The organism is Dethiosulfatarculus sandiegensis, assembly GCF_000931935.2.
GTDB classification, from domain to species: domain Bacteria; phylum Desulfobacterota; class Desulfarculia; order Desulfarculales; family Desulfarculaceae; genus Dethiosulfatarculus; species Dethiosulfatarculus sandiegensis.
Window position 1 is genome coordinate 151,995 of the sequence record NZ_AZAC01000014.1, and the last position, 17,398, is coordinate 169,392.

The following is a 17,398-nucleotide window of genomic DNA, read 5'->3' on the forward strand; positions in this document are numbered from 1 at the left end:
CCTGCCTGAAAATGGGGTTTGCTTTAAGTGAAGCTTTTGTTTTCAAAGAAAAATGCCGAGAGTTGCCACGGCCGATTGGTGTACTATAGGAATTATGGAAAAATATATATGCATACATGGGCACTTTTACCAACCCCCGCGCATGAATCCCTGGCTTGAGTCCTTGGAGACCCAGGACTCGGCCTATCCCTATGATAACTGGAACTCCCGCATAACCGCCGAGTGCTACGCACCGAATGCCGTGGCCCGCCTTTTGGGTACAACCGGCACCATAGTTGATATTGTAAACAATTACAGCCGGATTTCCTTTAATTTCGGCCCCACCCTGCTCAGCTGGCTCAAGGCCAACAACCCTTGGGTCCACGAAGCCCTGGTTTTGGCGGACCAGGCCTCCCAAAAGCGGCTGGGCAAGGGCAATGCCCTGGCGCAGGTCTATAACCATATCATCATGCCCCTGGCCACTCAAAGGGATAAGTTGACCCAAATCCGATGGGGCATCAAGGATTTTGAAAACCGCTTTGCCAGAAAACCGGAAGGCATGTGGCTAAGCGAGACAGCGGTGGACACCCCCACCCTTACGGCCCTGGCCGATGAAGGGATTTTGTTCACCATCCTGGCCCCGGAGCAGGCGGAACATGTGAGGCCGTTGGGCGGGGACGAGTGGCAGGATGTAACAGGCGGCAAAGTTGACCCAAAAAGCCCCTATCTGGTGAACCTGCCCAATGGAAAAACCATAACCGTGTTTTTCTACGACGGCCCCACCAGCCGAGGGATTGCCTTTGAAAAATTGCTTTCCAATGGGGATCTTCTGAGTTCTCGGCTTACCAAACTTTTTGATCCAAAAGGCCCCCAGGCCCAGTTGGCCCATATAGCCACAGACGGTGAGTCCTATGGTCATCATCACCAGTTCGGTGAGATGGCCCTGGCCTATAGTCTTAAGGAATTGGATGACGACCCTGAATACCGGCTCACCAATTACGCCGCCTTTCTGGCCACCCACCCGCCCCTGCATGAGGTGCGCATAAGGGAGAATTCCTCCTGGTCTTGCGCCCACGGCATAGGCCGCTGGAAAGAAGACTGCGGCTGCGCCATAGATCCGCAAAAAGGCTGGAACCAGAAATGGCGTAAACCCCTGCGTGAGGCGCTTGATTACCTTAAGTCCCGGCTGGATGAATTTTTCGAGCAAAAGGGCGGTGAACTCTTTAAAGACCCCTGGGCCGCCAGGGATGATTATGTGGAGGTCATGGGCCCCAAGGAGCCCGAGGCCTGGTCCGGTTTTTTGAAAAGGCATCTGGCCGCGGAACCGGAGGCAGACACGGCTTTGCAGGCCGCCAAACTTCTGGAGAGCCAAAGGTGGGGACTTTTCATGTTTACCTCCTGCGGCTGGTTTTTTGATGACCTGGCCGGGCTGGAGCCGGTGCAGAACCTGCGTTTTGCGGCCAGGGCCATGGAACTGGCCGGTGAGTTGGGGGCCGGGTCTTGGGAAGAGCCTTTTCTGAGGATTCTGGAACAGGGCAGCTCCAATGAGGCCTTATTCGGAACAGGCCGGGATATTTGGGAAAAAAGGGTGGTTAAAAGAAGGGTCACTCCAGCCAGGGTGGTGGCTCACGCAGCCTTGAGCTCCCTGCATCAGGACCATGGCTTGGCCGGTGGGATTTATGCCTATGATATTGAGTCGCCCTACCAGGAAAAATGGGATCAGGGCAATTTCAAGGTTTCCTGGGGCAGGGCCAAGGTGACCCACAGGCCGGTGGGCGAAGAGGCCCAATACTGCTATGCGGTCCTGCATGCGGGCGAGTTGGATTTCAGGGCCAGGGTGGCCCCTTGCTCGGACAATCATGACCTCACCGCCTTGGCCCGGGAAATTAAAAAGCCCATGGGTGAGGAAGACGCCGCCGGTGTGGAAAATGTTTTTGACCGGCATCTATCCGGGGAGCGTTTTGGCTTGGCCAACCTTTTCCTGGAGGGAAGGCGCAAGCTGGGCAGGGCGGCCCTGGACCGGGCCACCGAAGAAAATTTGAAGCAGGCCAAGGAGATGTACCGTCAAAGCGCGGATGTAATGATCGGTCTGCGCCAGATGGATGTTCCCCTGCCGGAAATTTACCTGGCCCTGGCAGAGGCCATCTTGACCAGGGATCTAATTGATCAGTTGAAGGAACCGGGGGAAAGAGACCTTTCCGACGCCATGATCCGGGTGGCGCAGCAGGTTCTGGCCCTGGAGCTCAAACTCGATTCCCCGGTGCTTAAGCTGGCCCTTGCCAAGGCAGTGGCCCGGTGCCTTACGGAGTATAAGCCGGACAAGGCCTCTGAGGAGCGCCTGGCCTGGGCCGGGAATCTGGTGATCCTGGCCCGCACCCTTGAGATTCCCTTGAACCTGTGGGAGGCTCAAAACGACTTTTTCAAGGTGCTTAAAGACAGAGGGCCCACCGGCTTGACCCCCGCCATGCAGCGTATGGGTAGTTTGTTGGATTTTGAGCTTGGTGTTTCCTGATTAAAACCTTTTTACGCTTGAGCCGCCCTTAAAATCGGGGGCGGCGGTCTGGATTGAACCATGGCCTCTGAAAAGATGACCCTTTTGTTGGTGCTCCATGCCCACCAGCCGGTGGGTAATTTTGATCATGTCATGCATTATGCCTATGAAACCTGCTATGAACCGGTGGTCAAGACCTTGGAGCAATACCCCGAGTTCAGATGCGGGTTGCATTACTCGGGCCCTTTGCTCAACTGGCTCAAGCAAAACCAACCGGGATATCTGGAACAGGTGGCAAAGCTCTCCCAAAAGGGGCAGGTGGAGATACTCACCGGCGGTTATTACGAACCCCTTTTGGCCTCGATCCCCAAAAGGGATGCCAGGGCCCAGATTGTCAAGCAAAGCGGTTTCACCCGGGAAACGTTTGGGAAAAAGCCCACCGGTCTTTGGCTGGCCGAGCGCATCTGGGAGCCGGGAATGCCCGCCAAGATAGGGGGCCTGGATCTGGCCTACACCCTGGTGGATGACACTCATCTTTATTATGCCGGGCTGGGGCCGGAGGCCATGTTCGGTTATCACCTGACTGAAAGAGAGGGTTTTGGCCTGGGGGTGTTTCCCACCCATAAAGAACTGCGCTACAGCATTCCCTTTAAAGATCCCTCCGAGACCCTGGATTTTCTCAAAAGGGTTCTTGATTCCAAAGGCCCCACCTGCGCCACCTATGGCGATGACATGGAGAAATTCGGCCTGTGGCCCGACACCTGGGACTGGGTCTTTAAAAGGGGTTGGCTTAAGCGGTTTATCGAGGCTGCCTTGGAGGCCTCTGATTGGCTGAGCCTGGGGCATTGCGGCCAGTGGGCCAGTGAAAACCCGCCGGAAGGGCGAATTTACCTGCCCACTGCGGCCTATGAGGAGATGTTGACCTGGGCCTTGCCCAGCCGCACCGCAGTGAAGATGGAGGCACTTACCAAGGAGCTTAAGCAAAAGGGTGAGTTTGAGGAGATGCGCCCCTTTTTGCGGGGCGGGATCTGGGACAATTTTTTGGTCAAATACCGGGAATCCAACCTCATGCACAAGCGCATGCTCTTTGTGAGCCAAAAGCTGGCCAATATGGATGCCCCGGAACTGGCCTTGGATCATCTTTATCAGTCTCAATGCAACTGCGCCTATTGGCACGGGCTGTTCGGCGGCCTTTACCTGGCCCACCTCAGAGCGGCGGTGCATGAACACCTGATAAAGGCGGACACCCTGGCGGATAAGGCCCTACACGGCAAGGCGGATTGGGCCGAATGCCGGGCCCTGGATTTGGATCTGGACGGGCGGGAAGAGGTTGTTCTGGCAGGGCCTCATCTGGATGCGGTTATCCATCCCTCCTATGGCGGCAGTGTAAGCGTGCTGGATTTAAGGCCCCAGGCCTTTAACCTGGGGCTGGGTCTCACCAGGCGGCACGAGGCTTATCACGAATTGCTGACCATGACAGGCGACGAAGGTGATTCAGAGGGCGAAGTTCAGTCCATTCACGACCGGGTTGTGTTCAAGGAAGAAAACCTGGAAAAACACCTGATCTATGACTGGTATGAGCGGGCCATGTTCCAGGATCATATCCTGCCCGAGGGAACCGGGCTTAGGGATATGCCCGGACTTGGTTTCAGGGAATGGGGAGACTTTGTAAACCAGCCCTATGAGATCCTGGAAAAGGGCCAGGCCAAGGAAAGGGCCTGGCTGCGCCTTTTACGCAAGGGCGGCATTTATAGCGATGGGGGCAATTGGCCCTTGAACGTGGAAAAGGGCTTCAGCCTTGGCCCCGGGGCCTTGTTCAGCGTGGACTATATAGCAACCGCCCCGGATAAAGGCAGGCCGGGGGTGATGTTTGCCGTTGAAATTAATTTTTCCCTGCTTGCGGCCAGCGACCCGGGAAAACACATTCTGTTGCCCGGTAAAGAAAAGATGGGGCTTGAAAGCCCCTGGGAAAAGGGGCTGGTCTCAAGCCTGGATCTGGTGAATGAGGCCGACGGATTTGTAGTGCGGCTTTCCTTGAATCCGCCCGCGCTTCTCTGGTGCTACCCGGTGGAGACGGTGAGCCAGTCTGAGAGCGGGCTTGAGCGCACCTACCAGGGCAGCTCCCTGAACTTGGTCTGGCCCTTTGCCGCCAATCGGGAAAAGTTATCGGCCGGTATTGATCTGGAAGTATTATGAGATATCCCTCCCCTGACCCTTGGTTGGGGCAGGGAAGGGTATGAAAATTCTTCTAGGCGGTGATCACCTTGCCCGCCAGTTGCAGGCTGGTTACCACATCCAGCATATTGGTGGTCTCGCCCACCCGTTTTTCTTCCAGAATGCCAAAGAAATCCAGGCAGGTGCCGCAGACCAGAATATGCACACCGGATTTTTCCAGTTCCTGTATGGCCTCGAGCACTTCCGAACCCTGGCAGCAGAGCTTGACCCCGCCGTTCAAGAAGATCACCCGCCACAGGTCCGGGCCCATCTCCTTTAAGGTGAGGATAAAGTTTTTCATGAGCCCGCGCCCCAGCTTGTCATCGCCTGAGCCGATGCACTCAGACCTTATGAAGACCAGTTGTTTGGTCATGTCTCCGCCAACGGCAGGGGCGCTCTGTTCCTGATCCTTTGCTTCCGGCATGGGGGCTTCGCCGTCTCTTTTGCCTGTCACCACAAAATCCCCGTCCTTTTCACTCACCTCCGCGCTGAATCCCTGGGTGCCTAAATAGCGGGATACGTTTTCACTGGCGGCTTTGTTATCCACCATTACTTCCACAGAATTCGGTGATTCTGCTTCCACCAGGTTCTTGGTCTGGATAACCGGCTGAGGGCAAGCCATTTTACGGCAATCAAGCATGTCTGCTCCTTGTTTTTTAAAATCTATTATTCAGCGGAATTGGCTCTTTTCAAAAGCTCTTCAAAAATGCGCCGGGTGTTTGGATGGTGGGAAGGGATGATAATTTGATTGCTCAAACTGAACAAGGGTTTCGGCCAGACCCCGCCTACCGCACCCGGGTAGATGCCTGAAACGGGGCTCAGGTAAAGCCGAAAACAAATTTCATGAAATTGGACCTTTGAAAAAAAGTATTTTTATTCGCTAAAAGATAGATACCCCTGAAGCGCTTGTCAATGTTTTCGAACCCGGAGCGGCGGGTTGGCGGGGTTGGTGATTTCTTGTCCAGAGAAAAACTGATACAGTTATGCGCTCAGAACCTTGGGAATATCTAAGCAGGTGAAGCATAAATGAAGCGCGAGATCACAGATGGCCTTATACACGTTATCGGCCCCATATGGCTGGTGCCTGGCCGCGGCCAGGGCAGGTTTCCCTTCAGCCACAGTGTGCTCATAAAAGACAAGACCACAGTGCTGATAGACACGGGCTGTGGGGAAAAGGCGCTTATGCCCCTGGCCGAGTCCGGCCAGGTTGATCTGGTGCTTATAAGCCACACCCACCCGGACCACATGGCCTTGAACCATCTTTTTGCCGATAAAGAGATACTGGTTCCGGAGATGGCAGCAGACTCGGGCGTATCGCTTGAGGCGTTGGGCAGGCGTTTTTTCCCTGATCTTGAGATCAGGGCCATTTGGAAGGATTTTGTGCGGCGGACCATGGGGTTTACGGATTGCCCCATAAGCGGCACTTTTTCGCCGAGCCAGGAGTTTGACCTGGGCTCAACCAGGCTTCAAGTGCTCTTCACCCCCGGCCACACCATTGATCATTGCTGCTTTTTCCTGCCTCAATATGATGTGTTGCTGAGCGCTGATATTGACCTGACCGGTTTTGGCCCCTGGTACGCCAACCCGGAAGGGAATATTGCCCAGACCCGTGAATCCATCAACCGGCTGGCCGAGCTTGATCCCGGAATTCTGGTCTCTTCCCACAAGGGGATCATCAAGAAAAAGATCAAGGAATCCCTTTTGGATTACGCCCGCATAATAGATGAGCGCTCACTGGCGATTCTGAAACTGCTCAAAGAGCCGCAGAGCTTGGAGCAGATCGTGGATGCGGCGATCATATATGGCGGATTTCCCTTTTTACCCAAGCTCCTGCGTCATTGGGAGGGCCAGATGGTTCAAAAACACCTGGCCGAGCTGGTGGACCAGGGGCGGGCGGTTAAAGAGGGGGATCTCTATAAGGCCCTTTAACAGGGGGCCGTTGACTGAATGCCCTCCGGTTTGTCATAATATCAAAGACCCATCAAAATACTAATATTTGGTATGGGTGGCGGCATGTGCGCAAACACAAGCGGGCTTCAGATCCTGGTGGCAGACCCTGAGGCTGAGATCAGAGAGGGTGTTTCCCAGATTCTGGGGCGTCAGGGCTATGGGGTGGTGGAGGCCCGCACCGGCCAAGAGACCCTGGATATCCTTTTGCAGGGCGCATGTGAACTGGCCCTGATCGAACTTTCTTTTCCGGACATGGAAGGCACCGAAGTTCTGGAGCGCCTGGTCGAGGCGGGCCAGGATGTGGACGTGATTGTGCTTACCGGCCAGGCCACCATAGAAAAGGCGGTCTATGCCGTGAGGCTTGGCGCTTTGGATGTGCTTACCAAGCCCTTTGTGCCCTGGCTCTTGAAAAAGGCGGTGGGCAGGGTCTGGGAGCTGCGCAGGCTGGCCCGGGAAAGGGACCGCCTGGCCAGGGAGCGCCAACGGGGTCTTTGGGCCATAACCACCGAAAAAAGCAGGCTGAAGGCTGTGATCAACAGCATGAGTGAGGGGGTTTTGATCACCGATCAGGACGGCGGGATTGTGCTTTGCAACCCGGCCTTCACCCGGCTGATGGAGATGGATTCCAGCTGCGTGATCGGCTCCAGGGTGCGAGAGCACCCGCACTTGGCAGCCCTGCACAGGCTCACCGACCGCATGGCCAGCCCGGAAGAACCCGCCCAGATGATCTCCCAGGAACTCAAGATAAAGGAAGACCCGCCCCGCTTTATCAGGGCCAGGGTGAACCTGGTGGCAGGCTCGGAGGGCGGCGTGCTGGGGTTGGTGACTGTGATCGAGGACATCACCTATCTGAAGGAGATGGACCAGAAAAAGTCCGAGTTCGTGGCCATGGTCTCCCATGAGCTCAAGGCCCCCCTGGCTGTGCTCGACACCCAGGCCAAGGTTATCTTAAAGACCGTGGGCCACACCCTGGATGACAAACAGCAGAAAATGCTTTACCGCATGCAGGAGCGGATCAAGGGCGCGGTTGAGATGATAAACGACCTTCTGGACTTGACCCGAATCGAGGACCAGGGCGTGGTGCGCCAGAAAAGCCCGCTTGATTTGGGCGAATATGCCACCGAAGCCCGCGAGCTTTGGGACGCCTCTGCCAAGGAAAGGGGACACAAGCTGAGCCTTGAGCTTAAAGAAGGCCTGCCCGAGATCATGGCCGACCCCGGGGCCATCAGGGAAGTCTTGATGAACCTGGTGGGCAATGCGGTGCGTTACACGCCGGACGGAGGGGAGATCCTGGTTTCTGTTTGTTTGGAAAAAGGCTATGTGTGCCTTGAGGTCTCTGATAACGGCATAGGCGTGGCCCCGGAAGACCAGAAAAGGATTTTCGACCGCTTTTTCCGGGTGAAAAGCGAACACACCCGCCATATTGTGGGCACCGGCCTGGGCCTGCCGATCGTTAAAGCCATTGCAGAAGAACACCAGGGCAGAATCAGCCTGGAAAGCCGTTTGGGCAAGGGCAGCACCTTTAAAGTCTATTTCCCGGCCCTGGTCTGACTCAAAAGGTAAAGGGGCGCGAAGTTACCCATGATCTACAAACTAAAAAACGGCCGCACCGTGGACACAGCCAGGGAATGCGACTTTGAGCAGAGAAACTTTTTGCAAAAGATGATTATCTATAAACACCTGAAAGCAGACCTGGCCGAGTTCCGCTCCAAATGGCGCACCCCAGGCAACCCGGTTTGGCAAGGCCCCCAAACCCTGACCCAACCCTCGGCAGCGGCGCAGATACTCTTGGATATGGAGAAGGATTTGGGGTAGGGGCTTAGAGGTGGGGGCTCAGAAACAGTTTTAGCCTTCAAGATAGGATTTGGATTTTTAGAATAATCCCGCGTTGGTGTATTTTCGGGCGTGGTTCGGCGAATGGCAGCGGGGTTTGTTTTTCGGGGATGTGGGGTGGCGGCGAATATTATTAATCCTTTATCGAACCTTTGTAAGATAGGGTTAGTATCCAAGAAGTGGGAGTTACTAAGGATTTGCTTGATACTTTTTCTAGATGATGTTGAGGTATAATCTGACATCCGCTGGAAGTGTGTGTAATCTCGGCTTTTAAGTTAATGCAGACCTACATAGGTCTATCGATCCAGGGCCATTGAATTTGAAATTTAGATCGGTTTAAGTTGCTTAGCATGGATTGGAATATTGAATTGAACTCCGGATTGAAACTTGTATAACCTCCCTCAAGACGCACAGAGGTTCGAAAACTTCTCATGAGATCAACCCCCATGGATAAATACACGGTTGACCATGGGTGTAAAATGAACTAATTTGTGGATGATTGTGGCGAGTATTATCTGGGGGGAAACTGTGGCAGAATTCTTAGCCCACCAGCTTCAAAATCAAACATTGCAAATAGAATTTAGAAGTCCACGACTAATGATAACTCTGTGGCCGTTTACATCTGTGTCTATACCGTTTGGGCTATAACAAAGTTACAGTTTTGTTTAGTAAGCTTAAGGGTTCAACTAATGAAGGGAAAAACAATTATCTTTGGGAGCCACGGCACTATCCAAGGATAATATTTGAATTAGTTTTTGCAAGCATGTAGTTTGGACGATTTTTTGTATTATTGCCAGTAATAAGAGCCTCAAGTTGGGTAAGAAAGGTCGTTGATCTTTACAATATGAAAATGTTCCTACTTGAGGATATACGTTCCCATTAAAATTTTAGTTCCGTGATTATTTGGCAGGAATTACTTATGACCTCTTCCAATAGCCAATTTTCAGCACCCGAGCAGGCACTTGGATACATTTACCAACTAAGATATGCATTACTTCAGACACTTCAGCTTCCAGAAGAGGTAGAATGCTTCATTGAAAAAGATGACGATATTGACTTCACAGATCCAGAAGAAGGTAGAATTCTTGCTTCCCTTAAGCATAAGGCTCCTGGGGATTCCCTGAGCGATCTCTCCCCAGACTTCTGGAAATCAGTTAGAATATGGCTAGATTACTACCTCCGAAAAGAAATTTCCACAGACACAGTATCTTTTTATCTATGCACAACTGGTCAGATTTCTACTGGGTCACTGTTAGAGGCCTTTTTACCTGGTGTTCAAAAAACTAACACTTTTTTAGATAGAATTAATGAAACACTTAACCGTTCAGAATCTAAAACAATCGCAAAAACAAAGGATCTTTTAGCTCGGCTCCCTGATAACGATTGGCTGGATTTTTTTAATAGGATTACAATTTTTGACTATCAGGAACGAATTCAAGATATTCCAAATCAGATTATCAATGAAAGGTTTAGGCCGATTCGTCCTCAGTTTCGCATTCCTGTTTATGAACGTCTTGAAGGCTGGTGGATTAACCTATGTATTAATCTTCTAACCGGACATAGGCCTCAAGCTATATGTGGATGGGAAGTATCAGAAAAGCTTGGAATAATTGCGGAGCAATTTATAGAGGATAATCTTCCTGTCGATTTTGAAAATGCTGAACCAGAAGGAAAAATCGATCCAGACTCAGATGAACGCTATTTCGTTAAGCAACTTAGGGCCATTGGTCTACGCTCAGATCGTCTCAGACGGGCAATTTTAGATTACTACAGGGCCTTTGAGCAGAGAGGGGCGTGGTTGCGAGAGGAGGTCACGCTTTCTGGTGAGTTGGAACAATATGATGATCGTCTTGTGGATGAATGGTCGAGATTGAGGGAAATCGTTTTCGAGGAACTGGATGATAGCACACCCGAAGATCTTCTGCAGATGACAGGCAGAAAATTAATCAATCAGCTTTCCACAATGGGCAATCCCAACTTACGCGTTAGAAAGGGTGTGACGGCAACTTTTGTAACCATGGGTAGCTATCACATGCTGGCAAACGAAGAAACACCTCGTGTTCATTGGCATCCAAGATTTAATGAGAGGATGGAGGAAATACTTTACGGGAGTAAATCATGAAGCCTTGGCATCAGCGGCCTCGCGAGATTAGAAATCTCTTCAATCCTGCATTTTGCGGACTTGTTCTGGCTCGTGGACTGGAAAGTTACAATCAATTAGCGAAACGACCTATGCCGTATTCATTGACGCTTTTAATCCTTCCTCTGAGTTTACACAAACGCACACGGGAACTAATAAGATCGGCCCCTCGAACCTACTTTACTAAAATTTTGCAGGGACACCCAGAAATCAGAGTTGGTTTTGCCCTTCGTGCTCGAGGCCTCTTCCTCTACACAATGGAAGCATTCGCCTACTTGATGGACTATGAAGCTATTACCGTAGATGACTCTGGCTGTATCGCACTCAATGATAAAATTGTCCGCAAGACCATTAAGGGCTCACAAGATACCAAAGACTGCCAGACAGTGGCACGGTTGCTAGGGCGAAAATTAGCTCAGGTCAATGATCGAGTTACAATCTACACCATGTTAGGAATTCGACCATGAGAATTCGTGAAATCATCATTTACAGCCACGCCGGTGATATTAGACGTATTTCTTTTCAAATCAATGGACTGAATATTATCACAGGCAGTCCGTCTACAGGCAAATCGGCTCTATCGGACATCGTTGAGTATTGTATGGGACAGAGTAATTTTAATATTCCGGAAGGTCCTATTCGAGATAAAGTTGCCTGGTATGCGGTCATATACCAGTTTCCCAGCGAACAGGTTTTGGTCGCAAAACCAGCCCCGGCGACAAATGCGGCTAGTTGCTCAAGGGCTATGATCAGACGGGGTGCCTCCATAGATCCACCCTCTTTTGAAGATCTCCTGCAAAACGCCGATGATGATACTGTAGTCGCATTGCTTTCGGAGTTACTCGGGATCCCCGCTCCTCAAACACATGTTTCTAAAGATCAAAGTCGACAATCATATCGCCCAACCATTAAGCATACCTACTACTATCTATTCCAAAAACAGAGCCTTATTGCAAATAAGGAGCAATTATTCTACAGGCAGAATGAGGATTATATGCAACAAACCATCAAGGATACCTTGCCGATACTCCTTGGTGTTGTTCCGGAAGACCGCATGGAAATCGAGTCTAAACTCCGAGCTGCAAAACGCAATTTGAAAATTGCACAGAAGCAACTTGCAGATGCGCAACAATTCAGAGAGCAGCTTGATGTTCGGGCATTGGGACTATTGTCAGAAGCTCGTCATGTAGGAATTTTCGCTAACGCTGCAACGCTCAAAACCACAGAAGAAGTATTGTTTCATTTGTCAGAGATAGCTAGGTGGAAGCCCGCCCCGGTTCCGGACGAAGACACGTGGCGTATTGCTGAGTTGGAAAATGAAATAGCAATGATTAGAAAGAAGCGGTCCACGATAAACGAAACACTAAGGGCAACACAGTTATTTGTCCAGAAAGAAGATGGGTTTACAAATGAGGCGCAGGAACAAAAAAGCCGCTTGGAATCAATAGCTGCCTTTCCTAAAAAAACAGAGTCAGGAAAATGGCAATGGCCATTTGCACCAAAGGACTTCGGCCTTAATACCCCTATCGCAAAAGTACTTCTTCAAGAGCTTCTTTCATTAGATCAAGAGTTAAAGGTCGTAGCGGGAGATCGCCCAAATCTAGAAGAATTTAAACAGAAAATCGAAAACGAATTATTCGAGATGAACGAACAATTGCGAATTAAGGGGGAGGAACTTGCATCGGCCATAGCAGCAAACGAGGCGATTGCTGAGATGGGTAGTCGAAATGCTGCTGCAGCTAGAGTAGTTGGACGAATTAGTCTTTTTCTTGAAACCTATCGACCCGACGATGATCTGAAGTCCCTTCAGGAAAGAGTAGATGATTGTGCATCACATGTGAGTCGGTTAGAAAAGGCAGTAGGTATAGATGATAGTGCTGAACGTTTAGCTTCCATTCTAAATATCATTTCGAATCGAATATCCCTGTATGTTGGCAAACTTGATGCCGAATTCGCGCAATACCCGTTTCGGCTCGATCTTGCTAACATGACTGTTTTGATTGACAGGCCAGACCGGCCGGTTCCTATGATTAATACCGGTGGGGGCGAGAATCATTTGGCTTATCATTTGGCAACTCTTTTGGCCCTTCACTATTATGCAGCTAACAACAATAAGCCCATTCCTTCATTTTTATTCCTTGACCAGCCATCTCAGGTTTATTTTCCTTCCGAACAAATCTACAAGAGTGTGTCAGGCTCTGTGGATGAAACAGAAAGGGATGCCGACCTTGAAAAGGTCCGCAACTTGTTTTTGATGTTGTATCGGTTTGCAACTCAAGAAGTATCAAATTTTCAGATTATCATAGCCGAACACGCGAATCTTCGAGATGAATGGTTTCAGAAATCTGTGGTCGAAGTCCCATGGACAAAACCCCCTGCTCTTGTTCCGGATGAGTGGGAAGTCCGGTAAATTTACTTTGCAATATCGATATCTCAACATGACTGCTCTCAATAATATATTTTATGGTAATGGATATGGTTTAGATTTGATAGGAATAATTAGTAGTTATAAAGAAATTACTTTTTCTATATTTTAGAAAACACAGCAAACACTTATTACAAGGTACTACAGCCGCTATGACAATCCGGGAAGTAAGAGCACAGATTCGATTTCATCTTGGACAACTAAAAGTTCAGAATAAGCACCACCACTTCGAGGATATGACACGAGAATTTGCACGACAAAGAATATGTAGAAATATTTTGCCTGGAACAGGGCCTGTTGGCGCAGGCGGAGACCAAGGAAGAGATTTTGAAACGTACAAAACTTATTTGGATGATCTGTTCGTCATAGACGATACAAAACTGTTTGAGGGAGTTTCTAAAGATGGAAATGTGTTTTTTGCTTGCTCCTTGCAGGAAAAAATAGCTCCTAAAATCAAATTTGATATAAAGTCTATATTTTCGCATACGCAGGAAAAACGTCCTGTTATTTATTTTTGTGTTGAAGATGTCTCCATTGCTAAACGAAACGAGCTCATTAAGTGGTGTCGATGTGAATATGGAATAGATTTACAGATTTTAGATGGGCGCGCCTTATCTGAAAACTTAAGCGATCCTGATATATTTTGGATCGCAGAACAGTATCTTCACATACCATCGGAAATGTATCCAACTCCTACTAATGATGACGAATATTATGAAAAATATAGGGAACGTTGGGTTGAAAATAATGAACAGCCTTACAACTTTTCAGATTTCCATGAAATTAAATACGGCCTTAGAAAAGCTACGTTCGAAGAAAAGCTTAAGCCCGACTTAGTGCCATGGTTAAATACTATAAATAAGTTTTTATCAGATGGCGGTGATTATATAAAAAGTAGGGTGCAATACGAGATTTGTGTAGCCGCTCTGCGAGGGCAGAATAATCTTAATGCATATAAAGATATTATCAGAGATTATTTTAAAGATATTGAAGAGATACAAGACCCTGCTAAATTAACAGATGTTGGTGTTTTGTTGATGTATTGTTCGGGTGCAAAGCATCTAGGTCAATTAGATATTGAAGCATCCTATTTACACGATTTGTCAAGAAAATATATGGATCGCACTGACTATTTCCTTGAAAACACAATAGGTATAAATACCCGATGTTCTTTATTGGAAAACAAGGCTCGTGCATTTATGTTCCCACACTTAGAAAGTGTAGAGCCAAACATAAAGATAGATAAAACTTTTGAGTGTTGGCAAGAGCTCGTTGATACAGTTGAGAAAGCGGCGTTATTTCCTCTGGAACATTTTTCTGACACTCTCGCGGTATTAACCCCTATGATAGGAAAGGATCCAAGGTTTCTAAAAATAGCACATCGCGTAGATCAACTGTTAGCAGAAAGGGCTGGCGGTTTTACGGCGGCTGCGAAATGTAGAGATCGGGCTGTGGCTTTTTATGATAATAATCAGATTTTGCTGGCCATAGATCATTTGCACCGAGCGAAAATTAATTGGTTTTCTGCAGAAACGCTTAGGGGAACTATTATTGCATCTCGCTTTATTGCAGAAGCCTATAGTGAACTTGGTCTGATGTACGCTGCGAAATTGTATTTATTATCCGCATTATTCCTTGCATTTCATTCTAGAGATGATGACGTTCAAGATTATATCAGTAAAAGTTTTTTCCAAATCGCAGAGATGTTATATAAGTCCGGTGAATGGCTAACCTTTTTCTCCGTTATGGAACTAGCCTTACTATCGCACCATCATTACGATTCTCAGCCACTAATTTTTGATGAACATGATAATCGTGTAAAGGTTTTTATTTATGGGACGATTGTGAGAACCTTATCGCAAAGGTTTTGGCCCGAAGTAAGTAAACATGTCGAAGTAAAGTTTTCAAAATGGGCATTAGATCAAAAGCTTAGAGAAGAGTTAACTCTATTAGTTGATGAACAGGATGAAAGTTCATATTGGAAAAAAACTTCCATAGAAGACATTTGGTTACAACTTGAAGAAAACCTATCAGGAAAACCGTTTAACGATGTTGGAGAAGTGAGAAAAATAGGTTGGAAAGCACTTGGTGTTGAATGGGAAGTTTGCTTTGAAAATAGTTATGAACTTACACGGGTAGTAGAAGAATTTGTTGCTATTTTGCAGGTAGTATTAGCTGATTTAGCTATGGATGATTTGCAAGTATTGCCTGTCAAAGTTAAAATAAACGCATACTTAACAAAAGAAGATAGGATGAAATTTAGTGAACAATTTGATAGTAAAAAGCTTGAATGGGATGTTGAACTGCCCCGCTTTAAAGATAAAATTCTTCAAGAGCCTGATTACCATACACAAAACACACTCGCATATGCCCTTTCAGTTTTGGGATATTGTACGACTTTAAGCCAAAAAGAGTTCCAACAAAAAATAAAGACCGCTCTTGAAAATGACCTTATCTCTAAAACATTCTTCACGCGTCCATACCCTGAATTGTATAGAGAGGTGCTTACTTCTAAGCTATTTATGGAAGAAGAAAAGAATACCTTGGATGTAATCGAACCAGATCGCATATATAACTTACATGAATATCCCGAACTTACATGGAACAATGATGATGGGAAATTTTTTAGTACAGAAGAAGCCACGAAGTATGTTCAAAACCGCTATAACAGGCTTTCTTTGTTAATGAGCGTTGTCTGGCCTAAAATACTATCCAGTGATAAGCACAGAAGCTTTTTTGAAGAACTCAAAAAGAAAGGATACAAAGATTGGCACCTTTCTTTGATTGTATGCAATGCGGTTGCTAACTATGTAGCTCGAAAAAAGGTTTGGACCGGTTTCGTAAATCATATTTACATGCAAAAGCTACAAGAAACGATAATAAATATTCTTAATGGAAAATTGAACGAAGAAATTTACCAGCTAAATATTGATGAGATAGACGCGGAAAATTTCCAGATGCATGATAAAACTAGCTTTGCATCTATGATGAAAACATGGGGCTTAGTAATTCATGCTCCTGTTCCAAATTTTCAGGCAATTAAACAGTTTATGAGGGAAAGATATAAAGTATTCGAAACGGATGTACCCCATGATGCGCTTTTTACGGAATGACAAGAGCGATTACTAACCAGCAAAAGCATTTGGGGTGCTGCGCCTGAGGAAATAGCCTCTCCGTTTGGGTGAGTTTGAAATTTTTGGGGCCTTAAAAACCAGAAGGAAATGATGGCTAAATACAAGATATATAGAGTCTTGTTTATCACCATGATCGCTTTTAGATTTATCAAAGAGGACATAGCCTTCAAGATTTGGTAACGTTAGACAGTACAACTAAGTTCGCTAAATGGCTTGATGGATTATGAGACATCCAGCCACACATTCTCATTTTGTTTCGTATAGAAAGATTGTCTTTAGGCAACCCCGGCGATGCCAGGCCGGTGGGCACAAAGGCGTCTCTGAACTTCGGATCGATTATGGCCCAGGCTACCGTGTTTACTATTAAATTCAGGGTGAAAGGGGGATCATACTTTTAGCGGGGGGAGACAAGCGCACCCAGGCTCAAGATATCAAGACCGCCCTGGCCCTGGCCGAGAACCTTTAGGAGATTGTCATGGCCAAAACCATTACAACTAAATATGACGTCACAGAACACCTGCGCACTCCAGAGGAGATGGCCGCCTATCTGGAGGCATGTTTTGAAGAGGCACAAGGCAACGCCGCCTTTATAGCCAAAGCCTTGGGCGATATTGCCCGCGCAAAAGGTATGACACAGGTCGCCCGTGACGCTGGTTTGTCCCGCGAGAGTCTATACAAAGCTCTCTCAGGTGAACGTAACCCAAATTTTGACACTATTCTCAAGGTAATAGACGCCCTGGGCCTGAAACTGCACGCTGTAGCAATGACGGCTTGAAGCTGGGTGATCACTCAATTTGTTTAGCCGTACTGCACTTGTCATGAATATAGCCCTGTTTTTGGCCAACCTACCCACGCCTAACCCTGTTTAAAATAGAATCACCAACAGTTAGAGCCTTCCGGCAAATTAGCATTTCCCAGTCTTCTCCCTCGGGGTCCCCAAAAACACCCGGTGTTTTTAGGGGTGCTCTTCCCCCGTGGTCCCCAAAAACCCGCATTGTTTATAGTGGTGCTTCTCCCCCGTGGTCCCCAAAAAACCGCAGTGTTTTTAGGGGTGCTGCTCCTCCGGGGTCCCCGAAAAATCGCAGATTTTTTGGGGTGCTCTTCCCCCGGGGTCCCCGAAAAATCGCAGATTTTTTGGGGCAATAAGAAAGCGGCCCACGTGCGGCGCTCCCTCCCTTTGTGTGCGCGCGCACGCGGCCGCTTAAGGTGCCTGGCGGATGGGCGTTTGGGGC

11 protein-coding genes and 1 pseudogene are annotated in these 17,398 nt (G+C 48.3%); 11 read left to right on the forward strand and 1 reads right to left on the reverse strand.

What is annotated here, in order from left to right:
• Window positions 1–94: 94 nt before the first annotated feature.
• Window positions 95–2,491: a DUF3536 domain-containing protein gene (locus X474_RS10415; protein ID WP_044348713.1), complete on the forward strand. Its 2,397-nt coding sequence runs from the start codon at window positions 95–97 to the stop codon at window positions 2,489–2,491.
• 60 nt (window positions 2,492–2,551) lie between these two features.
• Entirely contained in the window at window positions 2,552–4,666 is a 2,115-nt protein-coding gene (locus tag X474_RS10420) for an alpha-amylase/4-alpha-glucanotransferase domain-containing protein (protein WP_044348715.1), read from the forward strand.
• Between the two features lie 52 nt (window positions 4,667–4,718).
• On the opposite strand, the gene yedF is transcribed toward X474_RS10420, so the two are convergent.
• Entirely contained in the window at window positions 4,719–5,324 is a 606-nt protein-coding gene (gene yedF, locus X474_RS10425; protein WP_044348716.1) for a sulfurtransferase-like selenium metabolism protein YedF, read from the reverse strand.
• A 386-nt stretch (window positions 5,325–5,710) separates the two neighbouring features.
• On the opposite strand from yedF, the gene X474_RS10430 reads away from it, so the two are divergent.
• The 9 genes and pseudogenes from X474_RS10430 (at window position 5,711) to X474_RS10465 (ending at window position 16,941) form a co-directional block, all read left to right on the forward strand.
• Window positions 5,711–6,613: an MBL fold metallo-hydrolase gene (locus tag X474_RS10430; RefSeq protein WP_044348718.1), complete on the forward strand. Its 903-nt coding sequence runs from the start codon at window positions 5,711–5,713 to the stop codon at window positions 6,611–6,613.
• Window positions 6,614–6,697: 84 nt separating this feature from the next.
• Window positions 6,698–8,185, forward strand: coding sequence for an ATP-binding response regulator (locus X474_RS10435; RefSeq protein ID WP_044348720.1), 1,488 nt, complete (start codon window positions 6,698–6,700; stop codon window positions 8,183–8,185).
• A 30-nt stretch (window positions 8,186–8,215) separates the two neighbouring features.
• A complete protein-coding gene (locus tag X474_RS10440; protein ID WP_044348722.1) occupies window positions 8,216–8,449 on the forward strand; it encodes a hypothetical protein in 234 nt (77 codons plus the stop codon).
• A 937-nt stretch (window positions 8,450–9,386) separates the two neighbouring features.
• Window positions 9,387–10,589, forward strand: coding sequence for an ABC-three component system protein (locus X474_RS10445; protein ID WP_044348724.1), 1,203 nt, complete (start codon window positions 9,387–9,389; stop codon window positions 10,587–10,589).
• Complete coding sequence (locus X474_RS10450) at window positions 10,586–11,074, forward strand: three component ABC system middle component (RefSeq protein WP_044348725.1); 489 nt, start codon at window positions 10,586–10,588, stop codon at window positions 11,072–11,074. The genes X474_RS10445 and X474_RS10450 overlap by 4 nt, the downstream gene beginning before the upstream one ends.
• A complete protein-coding gene (locus tag X474_RS10455) occupies window positions 11,071–13,017 on the forward strand; it encodes a DUF3732 domain-containing protein (protein WP_044348727.1) in 1,947 nt (648 codons plus the stop codon). The genes X474_RS10450 and X474_RS10455 overlap by 4 nt, the downstream gene beginning before the upstream one ends.
• Window positions 13,018–13,268: 251 nt before the next feature.
• The gene (locus X474_RS10460) at window positions 13,269–16,145 is read left to right on the forward strand and encodes a hypothetical protein (protein WP_156360717.1); all 2,877 of its coding nucleotides are present in this window, start codon (window positions 13,269–13,271) and stop codon (window positions 16,143–16,145) included.
• 251 nt (window positions 16,146–16,396) lie between these two features.
• Window positions 16,397–16,632: pseudogene (locus X474_RS27255) on the forward strand (type II toxin-antitoxin system RelE/ParE family toxin).
• A 9-nt stretch (window positions 16,633–16,641) separates the two neighbouring features.
• On the forward strand, window positions 16,642–16,941 hold the full coding sequence (locus X474_RS10465) for an addiction module antidote protein (RefSeq protein ID WP_044348731.1): 300 nt from the start codon (window positions 16,642–16,644) through the stop codon (window positions 16,939–16,941).
• Window positions 16,942–17,398: the final 457 nt, after the last annotated feature.